We start from the raw sequence: 20,069 nt of genomic DNA, 5'->3' as shown, positions 1-20,069 counted from the left end.
TTCACAGGCGGGCAATGTCGCCCCATAAATGACGCATGGTAAATTTGACCGAGACCTGGTCGCGGTGCAAGACTTCACGTATCGCCATCAGCGGCTTTTGCGTGTCGCGCTTTAGCGGTATTGACAGTGGTGTGCCGCGCGGCCCCAGCAGTGCATGCACATAAGGTGTAGTGGTGGTCTCGCCTTTACCTGTTACCACGGCAATTTCTCCGCTTTCCAGTCTGACGAAAGTACCTATGGGGTAGGTACCCAGTTCCTTGATAAAGACTGTCACCAGCATGGGATCTATCTTGGATTTACCCTCTACCAGTATGTCGCGTAATGCCGCATTCGGCAGCATGGACTTGCGGTAGCTGCGTGCGCATACCCTGGCACAGTAACGGTCGGCGAGGGAAATGATCTTGGCATTTTGCGGGATATCCGCACCGGTTTTACCCTTGGGATAGCCACTGCCATCTTCGCTTTCATGATGATGCAAAACCCAGGAAAGCCAGTCTTCATTGTCTATGCCTGCGGCCCGCAGCATGGCAGCACCGGCTTCAGGATGCTGCGAAATCAATTCCTGCTCTGCCGCATTCAGAGTTTCGCTTTTCTCTTGCAGTTTCTCTTGTTGCCTCAGCATGGCGACATTCATGGTCAGTGCAGCGGCAGCCAGCAAGAGCATTTCGTCTGCAGGTTTTTTGAGAGTACGGGCAATCAGCAGGGATACTATGGCAGTATCTACAGAATGCCGTGGGCCATAGTTATCGTCCTGATTCAGCAAGATGCAGCCGAGTGCGACGTCCGGTGCCATGAAGACTGCTGCGCCCATTTTTTTGGTCAGGGAGATAAGCTGGGTTTGTACATCGGCTTCGGTATTGAGGTTGTAAACCAGCCTGCGCAATTCTGTGCGTACTGTATTGATGGTGCGTACAACGGAAGGGGCTTCAGTAGCTTTCTCGGCCACTTTGCCATCTCGCAAACCACCCTCGGACTTGCCGGTATCTGCGAACAGGCCGCGTTCTGCCAGAGCTGATACCTGACCCGCATGGGTGACAATAAAGCCCTTGCGCAACAGCAGGCTACCATCATTCCCATAGACGTCCCAGGGCAAGGCCTGGCCTATGACGATGTCAGACATTCCTATGCGTCTGGTTGACATGCACACCTCGGACGGTGAATGATGCGGGGAATGAAGCTTGCCGGAGTACCTTGAACACGCATTTATCCTAGCAGAATTCTTTGTCCGTGCCTGTTATCAAATGTCAAGAATGGATGAATCCGTTGCTGCTTTGCAGCGCGGTACTTGTGCTTGTGCAGTGCACAGCAAACTTGTGACGCTTGGGAAGACCGCCGCGCTCTTGGGGGCCTTACTTATACCGTGCGTTTCGCACCCGCCAGGGCACAACCAAAAAATACAAAGGTGGCAGCACCTATTTTATTCATGTAGGAACCGCCTTTTTCTGATGTCAGCCAGGTTTTGGCGCGACCGGCAAAAATCGCATAGCTGCTATGAATGATGACGATCAGTCCGCTATAAGTCATGACCAGCACGGCAAACTGCAGGCCATAACTCATGGCCGGGTCTATGAATTGCGGGAATACAGACAGGAAAAAGAATATCGCCTTGGGGTTGGTCATCTGCAAAGACAGGCCTTCCAGGAAGCGCTTTTTGAAGCTGGCTTCATGGGCATCGCCTTCAGTGAAACGAAAGGCTGGTGCACGCCAAAGCTTGACGCCGAGGAAAATCAGGTATCCAGCTCCCAGCAACTTGAGTACGGTAAATGCGGTAGCCGATGCGGCCAGCACGACACCGACGCTGGTGGCAGAAATTGCGGCCACAATCAAAGCACCAAAGGAGATACCCAGAATGCCACCAAAAGTGCCGCGCATGCCATAGCGTAAGGCATTTGTCAGTGTCATGACTACACCAGGACCAGGGCTGAACACGGTGGCTGCTGCCATCAGCAGGAATAATGGATACAGTTTCATTGCGGCCCTCCCTCGTTATGTCGTGGCATAAATTGTACTCCTGAATATTTAAGCGAAAGGAATACAGATTTGGTCAACCATGGAGTAACAGATGTGCACTTTGATCCTTAGTCAAAGGTGAAATTTATCGAAAAGATAATTTCCCTTATGTTGGATGAAGGGGGGTAAGTGACCTGCAATTACTTCCAGCGCAAGGCCCTCTACCCACCCTTTATACGACCAGGCTTAGTTCACGCTAACAAAGACTGGATTGGAATAGAACCACAGACTGGCGTAGTTACGGTCATTGATCTGGTTGTGGCGCGTCGGGTTGTCAGTGGTCGTGATTTTGGCATCGGCCAATGGTTCACCATTTTCTGTCATGTCTGCGACGTTGATGGCGAGGTTGGTGCCACGCAGGCGCAGGTACTGATTTTTCTGCACAAGCATCTGATACTTGATGACACTGTAACCCTCAGCGTCTGTTTTCCAGTCGGCGCTGGTGAAGCGTTTCAAGACCTTGGTGCTGGGGTTGGTCGCTACATTGTAAGCGCTGGAATCCGGTGCCGCCTTGCTGCCAACATCACCCACGATCAAATCCACATGATCCACCTTCGGTGCCTTGTTGCCGGATACGCCACTACCAGCCGGAAATTCATAGTTATTCCTGGCCGGGCTCTTGAAACGTATGGTGACTTCAACCGTGTTACCGTTTGCTACCTTCAGCTCTTGCCCCATGTTTTTGACATCGTTTGCATTGCTGACATTGCTGACCGTGAATTCCATGGCATTGATGAGATCACCAAAGACACTGAACATCCTTCCCGACTGCAGGCTCTTGATCAATTCATTGACGCCCGCTTTTTTGTCGTTCATCCACACATAGTTTTTTGCATATTCGCCAGGGAAGTAACCGCTGCTATTACCGGCATCATCGATTTTGAAATGTGAATCAGAATCAGCGATATTCCAGATACGTCGACCTTCACCAAGCAAGGCGTCCCAGACACCACCAACCTGGGCCACGATGGCGTCAACGCCACCATAAACCCGATTTGGCTTGTTGGCATCGACATAGCTTGAGGTATATCCGCCGCGATCTGGTTCCATCTGGTTGCCTACCATGCCTTCTATTGAGAACATGATGTTGGGTGCCATGTCATTCATCGTGCGGAAATCAGCAATGGTGTATTTGCCGGGATTGCGCGAAGGATGGTTGATGGTGATAAAACTGGTATCGGGATAATTTTTCTTTAACCACGAAATGGCCTGCAAGGCATCTGTTGCTGTGCTATTGAAGCGCTGCGGATATTTTGTTTTCCATTTGCTGACGTCCGCAGTATCAAATTTGCTGTCTTCCAATGTGGTAAACAGGTATTGGAATTCCTTGGACGCAGATGGGGATGACACAAATTTACCATCTACTACATCAAAAATGCTGACGCCTAAATGATCGTGGGTGGGCATATCCCATTCGAAACCTGAGAAAATGGTTTTGTCTGCATAGCGACCAGATGCCTGCAAGGCTTTGATCCTGGGGATTTCATAGGATTCCATGCCATACGCGAATGGTACCGGGTTTGTCAGGGAAGTACCGTTATTGTCATATTTTGAGGAGCGCAGGTGGTTCGTAATAGCCGTCCAGTCCAACCCATAGCTGGTAAATGCTTTATCTAGCACCGTATCCAATGTTTGTGTTGTGCGGGCGTCGTCGGACTGTATGGTGTGTACATGCAAGTCACCGGTTGTCCATCCAGCAGATGAAGTAGCAGGGAGGTCAGGTTTTTGTGCTTGGGCGGTACTATCAGACGAGCTACCGCAGCCATGCAGCAAAATGACCGTGGATGGAATAACAAAAGAAATAACAATCAAACTCAAATAGCGGGGACGCATTGGAAATCCTTTTCTCTGGAGCGTATATGAGAGAATTGTAGGAATTGACTGTGACGCTGTAATTACAATCGATTTCATCAATGAGAAACCATCGTAATATGTCGAATGAGTTTTGAGATATACGCACATGATCGGCGCGTCATGAGCGAAAAAACGAGTTATGCCCGCAATGGAGCTGAGCATTTAATTTGTGAAGAACACTTGAGCCCGCAGGACTTTACGCGGTTCTCAATGAAAAACGAGTCGCGTGTTCAGGTGAAAACCGGCGACAACGACTCGTCAAGGCTGGGTTTAATGTGCCTTGGCGAAGCGCAGGGCAAATTTCTTGAAATGACGGTAGCTGGCACCCAGGTCTTGCAAAGAGTCTATAGACTCGGTGATGGATGCGCCTTGCTCGCTGAAATTGCTTTTGAATTCTTCAAATGCAGCTTCAAGCACAGCAGCCAGTTGGTGATTGTACAAGCGTCCAAAATTCAGATGGCGTCTTTTGATGCGCATTTTCATGGTGTTTCCTTTCAGTTGAAGGGCGGATTATAGAGTAAACCTGGTGAGGCAGGTATTTACTGTGTTTGTTCAAAAATAACAGATCAGTAATTTACTTGATTCTTTGTTTCTCAAGCTTGCGCGCCAGCGTACGCCTGTGCATGCCCAGCCTGCGTGCTGTTTCAGAAATATTAAAGTCAGTCTCAGCCAGTACTTCGTGGATTCTTTCCCACTCCAGGTTCTTGATGGACGTAGAGCGATTGGTAATTTCTACCTCTGCCGTGCCAGCGATATGCCCGAAGGCTGCTTCGATATCATCGGTGTTGGACGGTTTGGACAAATATTGGCATGCGCCCAGTTTGACTGCCTCCACTGCAGTCGCAATGCTCGCAAATCCTGTCAGCACGACGATCAGCATGTCAGGATTGTGCTGGTGCAAAAGCTGTACGCAGGCCAGGCCAGATGAATGGCCATTGAGCTTCAGATCCACCACGGCGTAAGCGGGACTATGTTCTGATAATAATTTTTCAGCATCATCCTTGCTGCTTGCGTGCAGCACGGTATAGCCGCGCCGCTCAAACGAGCGGCCCAGTGTGCGGGCAAAAGCAGTATCGTCTTCGATAATGAGTAACAGACGACTTTCTGGCATAGTGAAACAATTCCTGAAGTTAACGCTGTATTTCGTTGAGGTGGAGCAGAGCGGCCATTCAAACTATTCCAGCTCTTGTGACATTGTAAAGTCTTTATTGATTTTCTTACCGGAGCAAATCTGCTTAATCTGAGGTTCCTAAAGCATGATCGCCGCAAGCGGGAGATTCAATTGTACGATGGCACCGCCATCTTCGCGGTTGGATGCCGTGAAATGACCACCCAGTTTGCGCGCCACATTGACGACGAAAAATAATCCCAGCCCGCTGCCTGGGCGGCCCTTGGTCGATTGATATGGTTCCCCTATGCGTGACAGGATGGCCGGGTCGAAACCAGGCCCACGATCAACGACCGTAAATATCAGTGCATCACCCTCACGCCTGGCCTCCATGCTCATCCAGTCAGGTGAAGCTTCCAGCGCATTATCGAGCACATTACAGACCATTTGCTTCAAGGCAGTATCAAAGACGATGGGGATATCCTCCTGAATTTGATTGTCGAAACCAAATGAGACGATAGGGCGGGTCGAGATAAATTCCTTGGTCAGATCATTCAAAAAAGTATTGATGGTGGTTTTGAGGGCAGATTCACCGCGTGCTTCCCCGGCAGATAGCAGGATGCCGCTGACTATGCTTTTACAGCGCTGCAACTGCGTTTCCATTTCGCTGATTTCTTCCAGCAATTCAGGGTTTTTCTTGAATTCTGGCATGCGTCTCCAGTCACCAAGGATGACTGACAGCGTTGCCAATGGTGTACCCAGTTCATGCGCTGCCCCAGAGGCCAGCAGGCCCATGCGCACGATGTGGTCTTCTTCTACTGCACGCTGGTGCAGGTCTGCCAGTTGAACATCCCGCGCATGCAGGTTGCGGCCTATGCGGGTGATAAAGAAAACCAGCAGGGCAGCATTGAGCATGAAGCAAATAATGAAGCCAGCGATATACAAGCGCGACAAGCCGCCTGTTTCACTGGATGGCAGAGGCAAAGGTTCAGAAAACAGCGATAGTCCGGCCAGGCAGGCACTGGTGATGATGACGATGATCCAGGTGGACCAGGCTTCCAGCAAGACCGCACTTAAAATCACTTGCAGCAGATACAGAAAAGCAAAGGGATTCGACGTGCCGCCGCCAAAATATAGCTGTGCCGTCAGGCTGAATACGTCAATCAGCAAAGCAAAAACCAGTTCGCCATTGGTTACATACACGCGCTCATGCCAGCGTAAATGGCTGGCAATATTAAAACCTATCAGACAGATCAGCACGGCCAGCATTTTAACCAGAGGCAACTGTATGCCAAAGCCAAACATGACGATCAATATGGTTGATAACTGACCAAACACGGCAAGCCAGCGCAGTTGTATAAGCTGCAACATGTTCTTGTGACCTGCCGAGTTTTCGTACTCTATCGCAATGGCAGACTGTTTTTCTGGTGTTTTTGTTGCGGTTTTTGCCACTATGCCTTGCCCGATGCTATGAGGAAGTATTTTTCTTATCATGCTTGCCATGTCCCGTTATTGTGCTTTTTAGTGCATGCTAACAGAACATGGGCTCTATGTTAAATTTGCAACTCCAGCCTGGTCTATGCGGTATTCCCTGTCTTGACGGCCTGGGCACTTTTTTTATCCCGCATGACATATGCCCAGGCTGCTGCCGTCATGGCTGCCAGCGAGAACCAGACTACGGCGTAAATTAAATGGTTGTTGTGAAAATGAATCACGGTCAAGCCGGCGACAGGGGTGTTGGCCGATACTTCATTTTGCTGAGTGCCGGGCTTATTGCTGGCCGGGCTTGCATCGGCGTCGATAAAGAAAGGGGCAGGCCTGGTCAAGCCAGTTGCAGCAGCGATGGCGTTCACATCGCGTGAATACCAGCGATTACCAGCGGGATCATTTTTCCTTAAAAACCCTCCAGCTGGTTCTGTGATGCGCAACAGGCCGGTGACCTGTATAGAGCTGGTGCCGGATGTGGGGAGGCGATCTTTTTCTGGTGACGTCCGGTAAGTCGTGGCCATTTTTTCCGGGATAAAACCACGGTTGATCAGTATCGTAGCGCCATCTGCTGTCGCCAGTGGCGTCATGACCCAAAAGCCGCCGCCCAATTCTGTCGTGGCTTGCGCCAGTATGGTTTTCTCATACAGAAAAACGCCACTGACCTGCACATGGCGGTACTCATCCGCACTTGCATTGATGTGTGGCCATAGTGAAAAGCCGGGAATGGGGACTGGCTCTGCGTGTACGCGCTGTTCAACCCGCTCTATCAAATCGAGCTTCCATTGAAGGCGCAGTACCTGCCATGTACCCAGTGAAATGAAGCCTGCAAAGATGACTGCCATGCAGGCCGTGAAGCTCAGTCTGAATAAGCGGGAGTGACGGGGAGATGAGGGAGGCTGACCTGTCTGTGGTGTCAGGTCAGCCACTTTCCCGGCAACTCCTTGTTCCTGCTTTTTCATTGCATGGATGGCATGGACTTCATATTGTCCGCAGCAGGTTTGGACATGGGGGCGGCATTGATCGATTGCGGTTTTGTTTCTGTTTCATGCATCATGCCGGGCATCATATTGTGATTCAGATGATACATGACCCATAGCGATCCGCTCATCATGATAAATACCAGCATGCCGGTGAACAGCAGAGCCAGCATGGTCCAGCCGCCCTCTGATTTGCTATTCATGTGCAGGAAATACACCATGTGCACGACGATCTGTATTGCTGCAAATACCAGCAGGACCATGCCAGTGGTGCTCGACTTGTTCATGACTTTGCCCATGACCAGCCAGAAGGGTATCGCAGTCAAAATCACCGCCAGGATAAACCCGGTGGCGTATTCTTTCAGACTGCCATGGTTGGCGTGAGTATGTCCATGATGATCATGATGATCATGCGCCGTATGTTCTTGGTGTGCGCTCATGGCAAGACTCCCATCAAATAAACAAAGGTAAATACACCGATCCAGATCACGTCCAGGAAATGCCAGAACATCGACAGGCACATCAGTCTCCTGCCATTTTCAGGCGTGAGGCCATGACGGCCTATCTGGAACATCAGGGTAATCAGCCAGATAATGCCAAAAGTAACGTGCAGGCCGTGCGTACCAACCAGGGCAAAGAAAGAGGTCAGAAAGCCGCTGCGTTGCGGGCCTGCACCTTCGTGTATCAGGTGGGCAAATTCATACAGTTCCAGGCTGATAAAGCCGGCACCCAGCAAACCGGTAATGGCCAGCCAGATCAAGGTGGCTTTAACACGCTTGCGCTGCATTTCCAGCATGGCAAAGCCATACGTGATGGAAGATAACAGCAGCAGGGATGTATTGACGGCGACCAGCGGCAAGTCAAACAGTTCTGCACCTGTAGGTCCACCTGCATAATTGCGGCCCAGTACTGCATAGGTAGCAAACAGACAGGCGAAGATCAGGCAATCGCTCATCAGGTAAAGCCAGAAGCCGAGCAGGGTGCCGTTTTCCGGATGGTGTTCCTTGACATAGAAATCGCTGCTGGCAAAAGTGCTAGCCTGCGAAGTTGCACTGGTATTCAAGTTCGTGCCCTCGTTAGGGATAGTTGCAGTATTAGACATGGGCGGCACCTGCCAGACGGCTACGTTCTTCTTCTGTGCGGATAACATCAGCAACAGGGATGTAGTAATCTCGCTTGTAATTAAAGGTGTGAACGATGATGGCAGCCATCATGGCGACAAAACCCAGCACCGCTGGCAACCACATCTGCCAGATCAGGGCGAAGCCACAGGCTGCGCTCAGCAAGGCGATGACGAAGCCAGCCCCGGTATTTTTAGGCATATGGATAGGTACGAAACCATCTGTAGGCCTTTGGTATTGCTTGCTCTTCATATCAGCCCAGGCATCGTTGTCATACACTTTTGGTGTAAAGGCAAAGTTATAAGGTGCAGGTGGTGAGGATGTTGACCATTCCAGCGTACGGCCACCCCATGGGTCACCAGTGAAGTCACGCAGCGATGCACGATTCTTGAAACTGACATACAACTGTATGATGAAGGACGCAATACCCAGTGCAATCAGGACGGCACCGAAAGCAGCGATCTGGAACCAGATTTGCAGGGATGGGTCTTCAAAATGGCTCAGGCGACGGGTCACGCCCATCAGGCCCAGTACATACAAAGGCATGAAGGCGAAATAGAAACCGATAGTCCAGAACCAGAAGCAGCATTTGCCCCAGAAGTCATCAAGCTTGTAGCCAAAAGCTTTAGGGAACCAGTAGTTGATACCAGCGAACATGCCAAACAGCACGCCACCGATAATGACGTTATGGAAATGCGCGATCAGGAACAGGCTGTTGTGCAAAACGAAATCGGCAGGTGGTACCGCCAGCAAGACACCTGTCATGCCACCAATAACGAAAGTGATCATGAAACCTATAGTCCACAGCATCGGCAATTCAAAACGGATACGGCCACGGTACATCGTGAACAGCCAGTTGAATATCTTCGCCCCGGTAGGGATAGAGATAATCATGGTCGTGATACCGAAGAAGGAATTGACACTCGCTCCCGACCCCATCGTGAAGAAGTGATGCAGCCATACCAGGTAAGACAAGATCGTGATCACCACGATCGCATACACCATCGAAGTATAACCAAACAAACGCTTGCTGCAGAAGGTAGAGACGATTTCAGAGAACACACCAAACGCAGGCAGGACGAGGATATAAACCTCAGGGTGACCCCAGATCCAGATCAGGTTCACATACATCATGGAGTTGCCACCCAGATCATTGGTGAAGAAATTGGTGCCAAACATACGATCGAGTGACAACATGCCCAGTACCGCAGTCAGCACAGGGAAGGCTGCAACGATGAGTACGTTGGTGCACAGCGCAGTCCAGGTAAACACCGGCATCTTCATCATCGTCATGCCAGGCGCGCGCATTTTGATGATGGTGGCGATCAGATTAATCCCCGACAGCAGAGTACCGACACCAGCGATCTGCAATGACCAGATATAGTAATCAACCCCGACATCCGGGCTGGACATGATGCCGGACAGCGGCGGATATGCGAGCCAGCCAGTGCGGGCAAATTCACCAACGAACAGGGACACCATGACCAGGCCACCGCCAAATGCGGTCATCCAGAAACTAAAATTGTTCAGGAAAGGGAAGGCAACGTCGCGTGCACCGATTTGCAGTGGTACCACATAGTTCATCAAGCCTGTGACCAGAGGCATGGCCACGAAGAAAATCATGATCACGCCGTGTGCTGTAAATATCTGGTCATAGTGATGCGGTGGCAGGAAACCTGCCGTATCACCAAAGGCAATTGCCTGCTGCAAGCGCATCATGAGGGCGTCAGCAAAGCCGCGCAGCAACATGACAATGGCAAAAATCACATACATGATGCCTATCTTTTTGTGGTCGATACTGGTGAACCAGTCGCGCCACAACATGCCCCACAGGCGGAAGTAGGTCAGCGCTCCAAGCAGCGCAATGCCACCAAGTGCGACACCTGCGAAGGTTGCCAGCAAAATAGGTTCGTGAAAGGGAATCGCATCCCAGGAGAGACGGCCCAGGATGAGCTTGGTCAAATCAATATGATCTTGCATCATTTACTTCCAATGATAAGAGGGAGCACTTCGGGGAACGCTTTGGAGGACGCTTCTGGGGATGCTTTACAAATGTCAGCGTCCAGATAAGCCAACAAGCGTGCTGTGCGAGCGGCGTTATCCTGTTCCAGGCGCTGCGTGAACAAATTGCTGAAATCCATTTTCGCATCAGATGCGGCATAGGCTCTGGCATTTGCCTTTGCGTCGCTCATCATCATCTTGTCCATGCAGACTTCACCTGTGGCAACGCAGCGATTCAAAATGGCATGATACAAATCCGCATCAACACTGGCGTAATGACGCACCGGCTCGCGCTCACTCGGTTTTTCCAGCTTCAGATAAGTCGCGCGGTCCAGCGTCTGCGTCTTGGCTTTGGCCGCCTGCACCCACTGTTCAAAATTCTGCGTACTCATGCCATGAAACTTGAAGCGCATGTCAGAGAAACCTGCTCCGCTATAGTTGGCTGAAAAGCCATCAAATTCACCCGGCTTGTTAATCACTGCATTGAGCGTCGTCTGCATGCCTGGCATGGCGTAGATCTGACCAGCCAGTGCAGGGATGAAGAAGGAATTCATGACATTCGATGCGGTAATCTTGAAGCGCACAGGCACATCTACTGGTGCAGCCAGCTCATTGACCGTGGCAATACCAAGGTCAGGGTAAATAAACAGCCATTTCCAGTCCAGGGCCACTACTTCAACGTTGAGTACCTTGGCGTCAGCAGGAAGAGGGCGGTTTTCGTCCAGGCGTGACAGCTTGCGGTAAGGGTCCAGCGTATGCGTACTGATCCATGTGATCAGGCCCAGGGCGATGATGATCAGCAGCGGCGCACCCCAGATCACGAGTTCAAGCTGGGTGGAATGATCCCAGTCAGGTTCATACTTAGCTGAGGTGTTATTTTTTCTGTAACGCCAGGCAAACAGTATGGTCAAACAGATCACCGGTACGATGATCAGTAACATCAACAGGGTAGATACCCATATCAGATGGCTTTGTTGAGCGGCGATATCACCTGAGGAATTCATTACCACTGTGTTGCAACCCGCCAACAAAATTGCAGAAAAAACAGCAAATCCGCGTCGTGCAAATGAGGGAATCATATTGAGATAGGTCAATGATTATAGAAATTTGTGCTAATGTACCTTTACAAAAAGGCCTTGGCGATTGGACGTTTTGTCCTAGTTTTCAAATAAGCATCAGAAATGAAGATCGCACAGCAGCCAGACTATAAATTTTGAGACAATTTGAGGGACCATCATGGCCAGCATCAGCACCAATGAAAATGAACTGCCCTCCAGCTCCATGGCAGATACTGCAATCAGGAATGTCAAAAACAGTCATTCCGATCATTCCTCCATTGCACCCGGCGAAATCGCCATCGGCGTCGTCATAGGACGGGCCTCGGAATATTTTGACTTTTTTGTCTATGCACTGGCTTCAGTGCTGGTTTTTCCCCAGGTTTTCTTTCCATTTGAACAAAGACTGGAAGGCACACTGTATGCCTTCGTGATCTTTTCATTTGCTTTTCTGGCACGTCCGTTTGGCACAGTAGCTTTTATGGAAATCCAGAAGCGAATCGGACGTGAAGCCAAGCTCACCATTGCTCTGGTTTTATTGGGTGTATCTACTGCTGGCATTGCGTTCCTGCCAACCTATTCGCATCTGGGTGTAACTTCCATCGTCTTGTTGTCCTTGTTACGCATAGGGCAGGGGCTGGCGCTGGGTGGCTCCTGGGATGGTCTGCCTTCCTTGCTGGCCTTGAACGCACCCGAAAACAAGCGTGGCTGGTATGCCATGCTGGGACAACTGGGCGCACCGGTAGGCTTCATGATCGCAGCGGGCCTGTTTGCCTACATGGTTGCCAATCTGTCGACTGAAGACTTTTTGGAATGGGGTTGGCGTTATCCATTCTATGTCGCATTTGCAATCAATGTGGTTGCCCTGTTTGCCCGCCTGCGCCTGGTTTCTACCAATGAATACAAGCATTTGCTGGACGAGCGCGAGCTGGAGCCCACCAATATCATTGAAATGACCCGTTCACAAGGTCGTAACCTGCTCATAGGTGCGCTCGCAGCCCTGGCCAGTTACGCACTGTTCCATCTTGTTACCGTGTTCCCCTTGTCCTGGATCACGATTTATTCCAAGCGTTCGCTCAGCGAGTTTTTGGAAATTCAGATGGTAGGTGCAGTGTTGATGATGCTGGGTATCGTTATTTCTGGCCTGATTGCCGACCGTATTGGCCGTCGCAAAATGTTGTTTGCTCTGGCATTGATGATAGCCGTGCTGAGTGGCTTCGTTCCTGCCTTGATGGACGGTGGTGAACTTGGGCAGGATATTTTTATTTTGCTAGGCTTTGGCGTACTGGGATTGTCGTATGGGCAGGCATCAGGTGCTGTGACTTCCAATTTTTCTCCCAAATACCGTTACACCGGTGCTGCCCTGACATCTGACCTGGCCTGGCTGGTAGGGGCTGGCTTTGCACCACTGGTGGCGCTGGGGCTGTCGTCCCATTTCGGGCTGGAATATGTCAGTCTCTATTTGTTGTCCGGCGCGGCCTGCTCGGTAGCAGCGCTGAGCTTGAACCGCGCACTGGAAATCAGGAATTAATTGATGACTGAGCGCACCGTGGTGTGCGCTCAGCGCCAGCCAAACATCATCTGCTCTGCCAGCACACGCTTTGCTGGCTTGATCATATCCAGCGCCCCCAATCCCAGCCCCAGCAAGCTCTGGCTGAATGAACCGTCGGGGCTGCTGGCAAATACGCGGGCCATGCTGTCGGTGATGCGTATCGTCAGCTTCCTGTCGGTCTCACGCTCCCTGATATAAGCCTGCAAGGCTGTTGCCGGATCACTGGCAGAATTTCCATGCAGATGCCTGCTCAGTGTGCGTGCCAATACCATGCTGTCACGCAAGCCCAGGTTCAGGCCCTGCCCTGCGACCGGGTGCAGGGTTTGCGCGGCATTACCGATGGCGACAGTGCGTGCAGTCGCATGTGCCTGGGCGTTCAAGCCCAGCGGGTAAGACAGACGTGCCGAGGTTTTGATGAAGTTGCCCAGACGGTGACCAAAGGCGTTTTGCAGGGCTTGTTTGAAACCCTGTTCATCCAGTGCCAGCAATTGTGCTGCCTGCTCGGGACGCACACACCAGACCAGGGCATAGCCATCTTCTTGCGGCAACAGGGCCAGCGGGCCCTGTTCGGTGAAGCGTTCAAAAGCGCGTCCTGCTATCTGGGCATCAGTATTCACATGGGCGATGATGGCAGTTTGCTGATAATCATGGCGCTGGCTGCGCTGTTCCTGGTCGCCAAAAGTCCCGCCTTCTGCCTGTATCACGATGCTGGCGCTGACATGGCTAGTTTCTCCCGTGTCTGCATGGCTTAGTGTCAGGCGTACATGGTCAGCAGCTTCTTCGATATTGCTGACACTTACCGGCCTCTGTATGCGTATGCCACTTTTGTTGATGGCTGCCTGCAGTGGCCGTATGATGTCGCCATAGCGGGCTACATAACCCAGGTCTGGCACTGCATAGTCAGCCGCCCGCATCAGACTGCGGCCAAAATGGCCGCGGCGTGAAACATGGATTTCCTGTATCGCTGTGGCCCTGACCGGCCATGCACCAGCCGCCTGCATGATTTGCCTGCTGCCATAGGAAATGGCAATGGAGCGTGCATCCTGTTCTGCCTGTTCGCTAGTCTTGGCATCGTAGAGAGCAATGCGCTCAGCCGCATAACCCTGCTGTTGCAATAACAAGGCCAGAGCCTGGCCAGCAGGGCCTGCGCCACAAATCGCTATATCGACATCATTGATGGTGTGAGTCATTTAATTCAGCACTTTCAGCGCGCACGCATTTCTGCTTCAATTTCAGCCACCGTTTTTGGTGTGTCACGGCTCAGATTCAAATGCCCGTCTGCCGTGATCAGGATATCGTCTTCTATGCGTATCCCTGTGTTCCAGTATTCTTCCGGCACGCCTTCTGCAGGGCGCACATAGATACCTGGCTCTATGGTGATGACCATGCCAGGCTGCAGTTGGCGATACGCCCGGGTATCGCCAGTTTTCAGTGCTTCTCGATAGTCACCAACATCATGCACATCCAGACCCAGCCAGTGGCCGGTACCATGCATGTAGAACTGACGGAAGGCGGCACTGGCAATCGCATCGTCAAGACTGCCGACCTTGTTCTTGTCCAGCAAGCCAGTATCGAGCATGCCCTGAGTCAGCACGCGTACTGCTGCATGGTGACCATCCATATACACAGAACCTGGTCGTGCATATTCCAGCGCGGCCTGCTGTGACGCCAGCACGATTTCATACAGGCGTTTTTGTGCAGGGCTGAACTTGCCATTGGCAGGGAAGGTGCGGGTGATATCGGATGCATAGCTGTCAAATTCGCAGCCGGCGTCAATCAATACCAGATCACCATCTTTGATCTCCGCCTGATTGCTCTGGTAATGCAAAATGCAGGCATTCGCACCGGTAGCAACGATGGAACCATAGGCCGGTGCCTGCGCACCATTACGGCGAAATTCATACAACAGCTCTGCTTCCAGTTCATATTCAAATTTGCCGGGTTTGGTGCTGCGCATGGCACGCGCGTGGGCCGCGGCAGAGATGCTGGCGGCGCGTTGCATCAGGGCGATCTCTGTCGCATCCTTGAACAGGCGCATTTCATCGATGAGTGCGCGCACATCCACCGTAATGTACGGGACCTTGATACCGCTGCGGCTCTTGTCGCGCACGGCTTGCAGGCTTTGCTGTACCTGGCTGTCGATATGCGGTTCTTGTGCCGCGCTGTAAAACACAGCATGTGCATCACTGAGGAATTCTGGCAATTTTTCTGCCAGGCTGGCGATCGGGTAGGCAGCATCAAAGCCAAATTCTTTGGCGGCTGCCTCTGGCCCAAAACGAAAGCCATCCCAGATTTCACGTTCAGGATTTTTTTCGCGGCAAAACAGAATTGATTGCTGTTTGTCCGCAGTGGCGACCAGCACGACCATCGCTTCAGGTTCAGTGAAACCGGATAGATAATAAAAATAACTGTCGTGGCGGAAGGGAAAGTGATTGTCGTTATTACGTATCCATTCACGGGCAGTTGGTATGACTGCCACACCACCACCTTGCGCCTGCATCTGCGCCATCAGTTGTTGGCGACGTGCAGAATATGCAGAATAGTCAGTGGTGTTGATGCTCATGCTTATCCTTTGAAATTCAATGGTGCGTTCAGCGCTTCCAGTTGATCTGGTGTGCCCAGATTATGCCATTCGCCGCGGTACAGCTCGCCGCCTATGCGGCCTGCATCTATGTATTCGCGCAGCAAAGGGCCGAGCTTGGCATGGTCACCCGGACGTATCGACGCAAACATTTCAGGGCGATACACGCCAATATTGCCAAAGGTGTGGCGCGGCGTGCCTTCATTCGACAAACTCATCAGTGTCAGGGCAAAGTCACCAGTCGGATGGAAGCTGGGGTTTTTCACCATATACAACCAGGCAATATCGCGTTTGTCTGCAGGATGTGGATTACCCCAGGGGTCATTTTCTTCCAGGGTATTGAGGCATTCTGCAAAATTGAAATGGGGAATATAGATATCACCGGATACCACGATGAACGGATCATCGCCCAGCAAGTGCAGGGCCTTGGCTATGCCGCCTGCGGTTTCCAGCGCCTGTTCTTCGGCTGAGTATTGTATCTTTGCCCCAAAGCGTGAACCGTCACCGAGAGCATCTTCTATCATGTGGCCGAGGTGGGCATGATTGATGACCATTTCGGTGATACCTGCTTTGACCAGGTTCAGGATATGCCAGACTATCAACGGCCTGCCGCGCACCTTCAACAAAGGCTTGGGGCAGGCATCGGTTAATGGACGCATACGTTCGCCGCGCCCGGCGGCAAGTAACATGGCTTTCATGAGTTTTATTACTCCGCCTTAGAAGGTGTATCCAACTTGCGGCGCATTGTCTTCCAGTTCATCCAGCAGGCGCAACAGCGGGATCAGTTCCTTGTAGCGATGCGAAGTCTTGCGCACATATTCCATGACAGTCGGGATATCCGCGATGTAATGGTGCTTGCCATCTCGGTGTGACAGACGGGCGAAAATGCCGAGGATTTTGAGGTGGCGCTGCAAGCCCATCCATTCAAAATCGCGGTAGAAGCTGTCGATGTCCGGTGCCACTGGCAAGCCTGCACGGCGGGCTTTTTCCCAGTAACGTATGGCCCAGTCGAGCACGATTTCTTCATCCCACTGTACATAGGCGTCGCGCAACAGCGACACGAGATCGTAAGTGATGGGGCCATACACGGCATCCTGGAAATCGATGATGCCAGGATTGCCCTTGTCCATCCACATCAGGTTGCGGGAATGATAGTCGCGGTGCACATACACTTGCGGCTGTGCCAGGGCACTGGCCAGCAAGTGATCAAATACCTTGTCCAGCGTCGCGGTTTGCGAATCAGTCAGGGTGACACCCAGGTGCTTGCCTACATACCACTCCTTGAAAATATTCAATTCACGCAGCAGGAAGGGGCGGTCATATTCAGGCAGGACATCGGCCTGGCTCTGCGCCTGAAACAGTATCAGGCTGTCTATCGCATCCAGATATAGCTTGTGGGCATTGTCGCTGTTCAAGATCTGGCCATAGGTGTGCATGCCCATATCGGTGACCAGCATGAAACCCTGCTCCAGATCGTGTGCCAGTACTTCAGGCACCGTCAGGTTGATACTTTTCAAGAGATTCGCCATCTTGATAAAGGCTGCGGTATTCTCGGTCGCGGGCGGTGCATCGACGGCGATCAGGCTGCTACCATCTTCAGTGTCAATTCTATAATATTGGCGGAAGCTGGCATCGGCAGATGCTGCACGCATGCTGGCCAGCTTCATGGCATGTCCATTTACGCTGGCAAGCCAGTTTTGCAGCGCTTGCTTGCGTTGTTCTTTTTCGGGGGAGATCGCTGCAGATGCTGCAGAATTCCCTGGGATTGCTGTAGAAGACATGTATAAATAGTAATGGAAGTTAGTTTGTCTGCATACTTCAAGTGGTTTTGCCAGCATTTAACCTATAATAGGCGACTGATTTCTGGCATATTGTCTGTATGACATCGTCCAGCATTGTTGGCAAAACGCTTATTGACCACTGAATTCATGCGCAGGAAACCCGTATTATCTCACTCACCGCTGTTGTTTCCTACTATCCCGGCAATTCTGGTGTCGGTTTTGGTGCCCGCCTACTTTTCTCAGGCGATGGCTCAGAACGTCATCACAGCCAAGCCGGATGAAGTTCAGGCTCCAAATCAGCAGGCAACCCCTATACAGTCACCACTGCAAACTCAGCCCGACGACAAATCGTCCAAAGAGTCTTTGCCCAGCCAGAAGCAATTGGAAAAGCTGAGCGAAAAGCAAAAGCAGGATGACAAAAATGCACCTGTGACTGTCCGGGCCGGTAATTTCTCTGGCAGGCCAGAGCGCTATATCAAGTTTGAGCATGATGTAGAAGTCGTCAAAGGTGGCACCCGCATCAATGCAGATGAGGCGATGTACCGCAATCTCGAAGACGAAGTTGAAGCCAGTGGTAAAGTACGCATGACACGTTACGGCGACTGCTATAAGGGAGATGCCTTGCGCATGCAGCTTGATGCCAGTTCCGGCTATGTCGCCAATCCCATCTATAAACTCTTGCGCAATAATGCCCAGGGACACGCTGCACGCATCGATTTTCAGGACGAAGAACGTTCCCTGATCACGCGCGGCACCTACAGTACATGCGAAGGCCTGGACCCTGACTGGTATCTGCAATCAGATACCCTGAGTCTTGATACAGGCCTCGACAAAGGTGTGGCTGGCAAGTCGGTGTTGTATTTCAAGGGTGTGCCCATCCTGGCGACACCTTCATTGACCTTCCCTTTGTCAGGGGCACGTCACTCTGGTTTGCTGCCACCGATACTGGGTGCATCATCCAAGGGTGGCCCTGAAATCACACTGCCTTATTATTTTAATATTGCACCTAACCGCGATTTGACGCTCTACCCCAAAATGATCGCCAGGCGCGGCCTGCAACTCGGGGTAGAGGGGCGTTATCTGGGGGAGACCTATGCCGGTGAAACCAGTGTCGAAGGTTTGCTCAATGACCGCGTCACAGGTACTAACCGTTATGCGGTGGCATCGATACATCAGCAAAAATTATTGCCGCAACTGGAATTGTCCTGGAATATTAATTCAGCCTCGGATGATGATTATCCTACCGACTTTTCACGTACGATTACCAAGACAGCGCAGCGCTTGTTATTGCGCGAAGCCAATCTGACGTATTACGGTTCTTTCTGGAATCTGTCACTCAGGACGTCGAATTACCAGGTTTTGCAGGATCTGACAGCGCCGATAGCGCGCCCGTATGACAGGCTGCCGCAATTGCAATTGCATGCCGAGCAACACGATATTGCCGGGCTGGACTGGTCCATGGACAGCATATTGACACGCTTCTGGCACCCAACCATGGTGCGTGGTGACAGGGCGGTGTTCAACCCCCAGATTTCTCTGCCTCTGGTGCAGGCTGGTGGTTTTGTCATCCCGAAAATCTCTTTCCATGCGACCAACTACCATCTGGTGAATCCTGAACCAGGCAAGGAAGCCGATTTCCATCGCGTAGTACCAACTTTCTCGGTGGATAGCGGGCTGGTGTTTGAACGCAAGACCGAGATGTTTGGCAAGGCACTGACCCAGACGCTGGAGCCCAGGCTGTTTTATGTGAATACCCCTTACCGCGATCAGTCGCGCATGCCTAACTTTGACAGCGCGGTCGCCGACTTTAATTTCGCCCAGATTTTCAGTGAAAACCGTTTTACCGGTCAGGACAGGATAGGTGACTCCAACCAGATTACTGCTGCCCTGATTTCCCGCTTTATCGAAGGCAATGGGGATGAAAGCCTGAAACTGGCGATAGGTCAGCGTTTCTATTTCAATACGCAAAAAGTCACGCTTGATAATACTGTCAGCCCCAGCCGTTCAGATTTGCTGCTGGCGGCAACTGGTAAACTATCATCGACATTGAGCGGTGAAATGGCCTTGCAACTGAGCCAGACAGACAGGCAGTCAGTACGTGCCAACTACGGCGTGCACTGGCAGCCTTCACCGAAAAAAGTACTGAACCTCGAATACCGTTATCAGCGTAACAGTCTGGAACAGGTCGATGTCTCAGCTCAATGGCCAGTGGCAGACCGCTGGTACATGGTAGGCAGGAGCAATTACTCCATGATGGACAAGAAGATGGTGGATGGTTTGCTGGGCTTTGAATACAAGGCTGACTGCTGGTCATTGCGCTTCCTGGCACAAAGGTTTGCCACCAATAGCGTTAACAATACGTCCGGCTTTTCCATACAACTGGAGTTGAATGGCCTGGCCAGGTTGGGTTTTGGTGCCAACCCGATTGATGCTTTGAAAAAGAATATTTCAGGTTACCAGTCTGGCAGTGAGCGCTAGCTTGTTGCTGTAGATAAATAATTTGCTGTACTAACAATACATATGCTGTATATGCTCTGCTCG

17 protein-coding genes are annotated in these 20,069 nt (G+C 51.5%); 2 read left to right on the top strand and 15 right to left on the bottom strand.

From position 1 onward, the window contains the following. Nucleotide 1: 1 nt before the first annotated feature. The 11 genes from ACO0LN_RS22225 to cyoA all read right to left on the bottom strand — a co-directional run bounded on the left by ACO0LN_RS22225 (nt 2) and on the right by cyoA (nt 11,638). A complete protein-coding gene (locus ACO0LN_RS22225) occupies nt 2-1,141 on the bottom strand; it encodes an HD-GYP domain-containing protein (protein ID WP_422977566.1) in 1,140 nt (379 codons plus the stop codon). Nucleotides 1,142-1,353: 212 nt separating this feature from the next. Then, entirely contained in the window at nt 1,354-1,971 is a 618-nt protein-coding gene (locus tag ACO0LN_RS22220; protein ID WP_422977564.1) for a LysE family translocator, read from the bottom strand. Between the two features lie 225 nt (nt 1,972-2,196). Then, nucleotides 2,197-3,843, bottom strand: a complete 1,647-nt coding sequence (locus ACO0LN_RS22215) for an S-layer protein (protein ID WP_422977562.1) — start codon at nt 3,841-3,843, stop codon at nt 2,197-2,199. A gap of 291 nt (nt 3,844-4,134) precedes the next feature. Next, nucleotides 4,135-4,347, bottom strand: a complete 213-nt coding sequence (locus tag ACO0LN_RS22210; protein WP_422949406.1) for a hypothetical protein — start codon at nt 4,345-4,347, stop codon at nt 4,135-4,137. Nucleotides 4,348-4,438: 91 nt separating this feature from the next. Then, nucleotides 4,439-4,975, bottom strand: coding sequence for a response regulator transcription factor (locus ACO0LN_RS22205; RefSeq protein ID WP_422977560.1), 537 nt, complete (start codon nt 4,973-4,975; stop codon nt 4,439-4,441). A gap of 138 nt (nt 4,976-5,113) precedes the next feature. After that, nucleotides 5,114-6,466 carry an ATP-binding protein gene (locus ACO0LN_RS22200; protein ID WP_422977558.1) on the bottom strand — a complete coding sequence of 451 codons (1,353 nt, stop codon included), beginning with the start codon at nt 6,464-6,466 and terminating at the stop codon, nt 5,114-5,116. An 83-nt stretch (nt 6,467-6,549) separates the two neighbouring features. Further along, nucleotides 6,550-7,419, bottom strand: coding sequence for an SURF1 family protein (locus ACO0LN_RS22195; RefSeq protein ID WP_422977556.1), 870 nt, complete (start codon nt 7,417-7,419; stop codon nt 6,550-6,552). Then, entirely contained in the window at nt 7,416-7,877 is a 462-nt protein-coding gene (gene cyoD, locus ACO0LN_RS22190) for a cytochrome o ubiquinol oxidase subunit IV (RefSeq protein ID WP_422977554.1), read from the bottom strand. Before cyoD ends, ACO0LN_RS22195 begins: the two co-directional genes overlap by 4 nt. Next, the gene (cyoC, locus tag ACO0LN_RS22185) at nt 7,874-8,539 is read right to left on the bottom strand and encodes a cytochrome o ubiquinol oxidase subunit III (protein WP_422977552.1); all 666 of its coding nucleotides are present in this window, start codon (nt 8,537-8,539) and stop codon (nt 7,874-7,876) included. Before cyoC ends, cyoD begins: the two co-directional genes overlap by 4 nt. After that, complete coding sequence (gene cyoB, locus ACO0LN_RS22180) at nt 8,532-10,538, bottom strand: cytochrome o ubiquinol oxidase subunit I (RefSeq protein ID WP_422977550.1); 2,007 nt, start codon at nt 10,536-10,538, stop codon at nt 8,532-8,534. Before cyoB ends, cyoC begins: the two co-directional genes overlap by 8 nt. Then, nucleotides 10,538-11,638: a ubiquinol oxidase subunit II gene (cyoA, locus tag ACO0LN_RS22175; protein ID WP_422977548.1), complete on the bottom strand. Its 1,101-nt coding sequence runs from the start codon at nt 11,636-11,638 to the stop codon at nt 10,538-10,540. The genes cyoB and cyoA overlap by 1 nt, the downstream gene beginning before the upstream one ends. A gap of 202 nt (nt 11,639-11,840) precedes the next feature. Here cyoA and ACO0LN_RS22170 point away from each other — a divergent pair, with 202 nt between their 5' ends. Further along, complete coding sequence (locus tag ACO0LN_RS22170) at nt 11,841-13,145, top strand: MFS transporter (RefSeq protein WP_422977604.1); 1,305 nt, start codon at nt 11,841-11,843, stop codon at nt 13,143-13,145. A 29-nt stretch (nt 13,146-13,174) separates the two neighbouring features. On the opposite strand, the gene ACO0LN_RS22165 is transcribed toward ACO0LN_RS22170, so the two are convergent. The 4 genes from ACO0LN_RS22165 to ACO0LN_RS22150 are packed head-to-tail and all read right to left on the bottom strand — an operon-like array spanning nt 13,175 to nt 17,414. Then, nucleotides 13,175-14,356: an FAD-dependent monooxygenase gene (locus tag ACO0LN_RS22165; RefSeq protein ID WP_422977546.1), complete on the bottom strand. Its 1,182-nt coding sequence runs from the start codon at nt 14,354-14,356 to the stop codon at nt 13,175-13,177. 14 nt (nt 14,357-14,370) lie between these two features. Next, the gene (pepP, locus tag ACO0LN_RS22160; protein WP_422977544.1) at nt 14,371-15,729 is read right to left on the bottom strand and encodes a Xaa-Pro aminopeptidase; all 1,359 of its coding nucleotides are present in this window, start codon (nt 15,727-15,729) and stop codon (nt 14,371-14,373) included. A gap of 2 nt (nt 15,730-15,731) precedes the next feature. Next, entirely contained in the window at nt 15,732-16,445 is a 714-nt protein-coding gene (gene murU / locus ACO0LN_RS22155; protein ID WP_422977542.1) for an N-acetylmuramate alpha-1-phosphate uridylyltransferase MurU, read from the bottom strand. 18 nt (nt 16,446-16,463) lie between these two features. Continuing rightward, on the bottom strand, nt 16,464-17,414 hold the full coding sequence (locus ACO0LN_RS22150) for an aminoglycoside phosphotransferase family protein (RefSeq protein WP_422977602.1): 951 nt from the start codon (nt 17,412-17,414) through the stop codon (nt 16,464-16,466). A gap of 261 nt (nt 17,415-17,675) precedes the next feature. Between ACO0LN_RS22150 and ACO0LN_RS22145 the strand changes: the two genes are divergently transcribed. Further along, the gene (locus tag ACO0LN_RS22145; protein WP_422977540.1) at nt 17,676-20,006 is read left to right on the top strand and encodes an LPS-assembly protein LptD; all 2,331 of its coding nucleotides are present in this window, start codon (nt 17,676-17,678) and stop codon (nt 20,004-20,006) included. The last annotated feature ends 63 nt before the right edge of the window (nt 20,007-20,069 follow it).

This window comes from Undibacterium sp. TC9W, assembly GCF_049339865.1.
Taxonomy (GTDB): Bacteria; Pseudomonadota; Gammaproteobacteria; order Burkholderiales; family Burkholderiaceae_D; genus Undibacterium.
The sequence above is the reverse complement of the archived record's forward strand: the minus strand, read 5'-3'. Positions and strand labels throughout refer to the sequence as shown.

Coding starts and splice junctions, on each gene's coding strand:
- ACO0LN_RS22225 (WP_422977566.1), bottom strand. CDS start 1,141: ATGTCAACCAGACGCATAGGAATGTCTGACATCGTCATAGGCCAGGCC.
- ACO0LN_RS22220 (WP_422977564.1), bottom strand. CDS start 1,971: ATGAAACTGTATCCATTATTCCTGCTGATGGCAGCAGCCACCGTGTTC.
- ACO0LN_RS22215 (WP_422977562.1), bottom strand. CDS start 3,843: ATGCGTCCCCGCTATTTGAGTTTGATTGTTATTTCTTTTGTTATTCCA.
- ACO0LN_RS22210 (WP_422949406.1), bottom strand. CDS start 4,347: ATGAAAATGCGCATCAAAAGACGCCATCTGAATTTTGGACGCTTGTAC.
- ACO0LN_RS22205 (WP_422977560.1), bottom strand. CDS start 4,975: ATGCCAGAAAGTCGTCTGTTACTCATTATCGAAGACGATACTGCTTTT.
- ACO0LN_RS22200 (WP_422977558.1), bottom strand. CDS start 6,466: ATGATAAGAAAAATACTTCCTCATAGCATCGGGCAAGGCATAGTGGCA.
- ACO0LN_RS22195 (WP_422977556.1), bottom strand. CDS start 7,419: ATGAAAAAGCAGGAACAAGGAGTTGCCGGGAAAGTGGCTGACCTGACA.
- cyoD (WP_422977554.1), bottom strand. CDS start 7,877: ATGAGCGCACACCAAGAACATACGGCGCATGATCATCATGATCATCAT.
- cyoC (WP_422977552.1), bottom strand. CDS start 8,539: ATGTCTAATACTGCAACTATCCCTAACGAGGGCACGAACTTGAATACC.
- cyoB (WP_422977550.1), bottom strand. CDS start 10,538: ATGCAAGATCATATTGATTTGACCAAGCTCATCCTGGGCCGTCTCTCC.
- cyoA (WP_422977548.1), bottom strand. CDS start 11,638: ATGATTCCCTCATTTGCACGACGCGGATTTGCTGTTTTTTCTGCAATT.
- ACO0LN_RS22170 (WP_422977604.1), top strand. CDS start 11,841: ATGGCAGATACTGCAATCAGGAATGTCAAAAACAGTCATTCCGATCAT.
- ACO0LN_RS22165 (WP_422977546.1), bottom strand. CDS start 14,356: ATGACTCACACCATCAATGATGTCGATATAGCGATTTGTGGCGCAGGC.
- pepP (WP_422977544.1), bottom strand. CDS start 15,729: ATGAGCATCAACACCACTGACTATTCTGCATATTCTGCACGTCGCCAA.
- murU (WP_422977542.1), bottom strand. CDS start 16,445: ATGAAAGCCATGTTACTTGCCGCCGGGCGCGGCGAACGTATGCGTCCA.
- ACO0LN_RS22150 (WP_422977602.1), bottom strand. CDS start 17,414: ATGAAGCTGGCCAGCATGCGTGCAGCATCTGCCGATGCCAGCTTCCGC.
- ACO0LN_RS22145 (WP_422977540.1), top strand. CDS start 17,676: ATGCGCAGGAAACCCGTATTATCTCACTCACCGCTGTTGTTTCCTACT.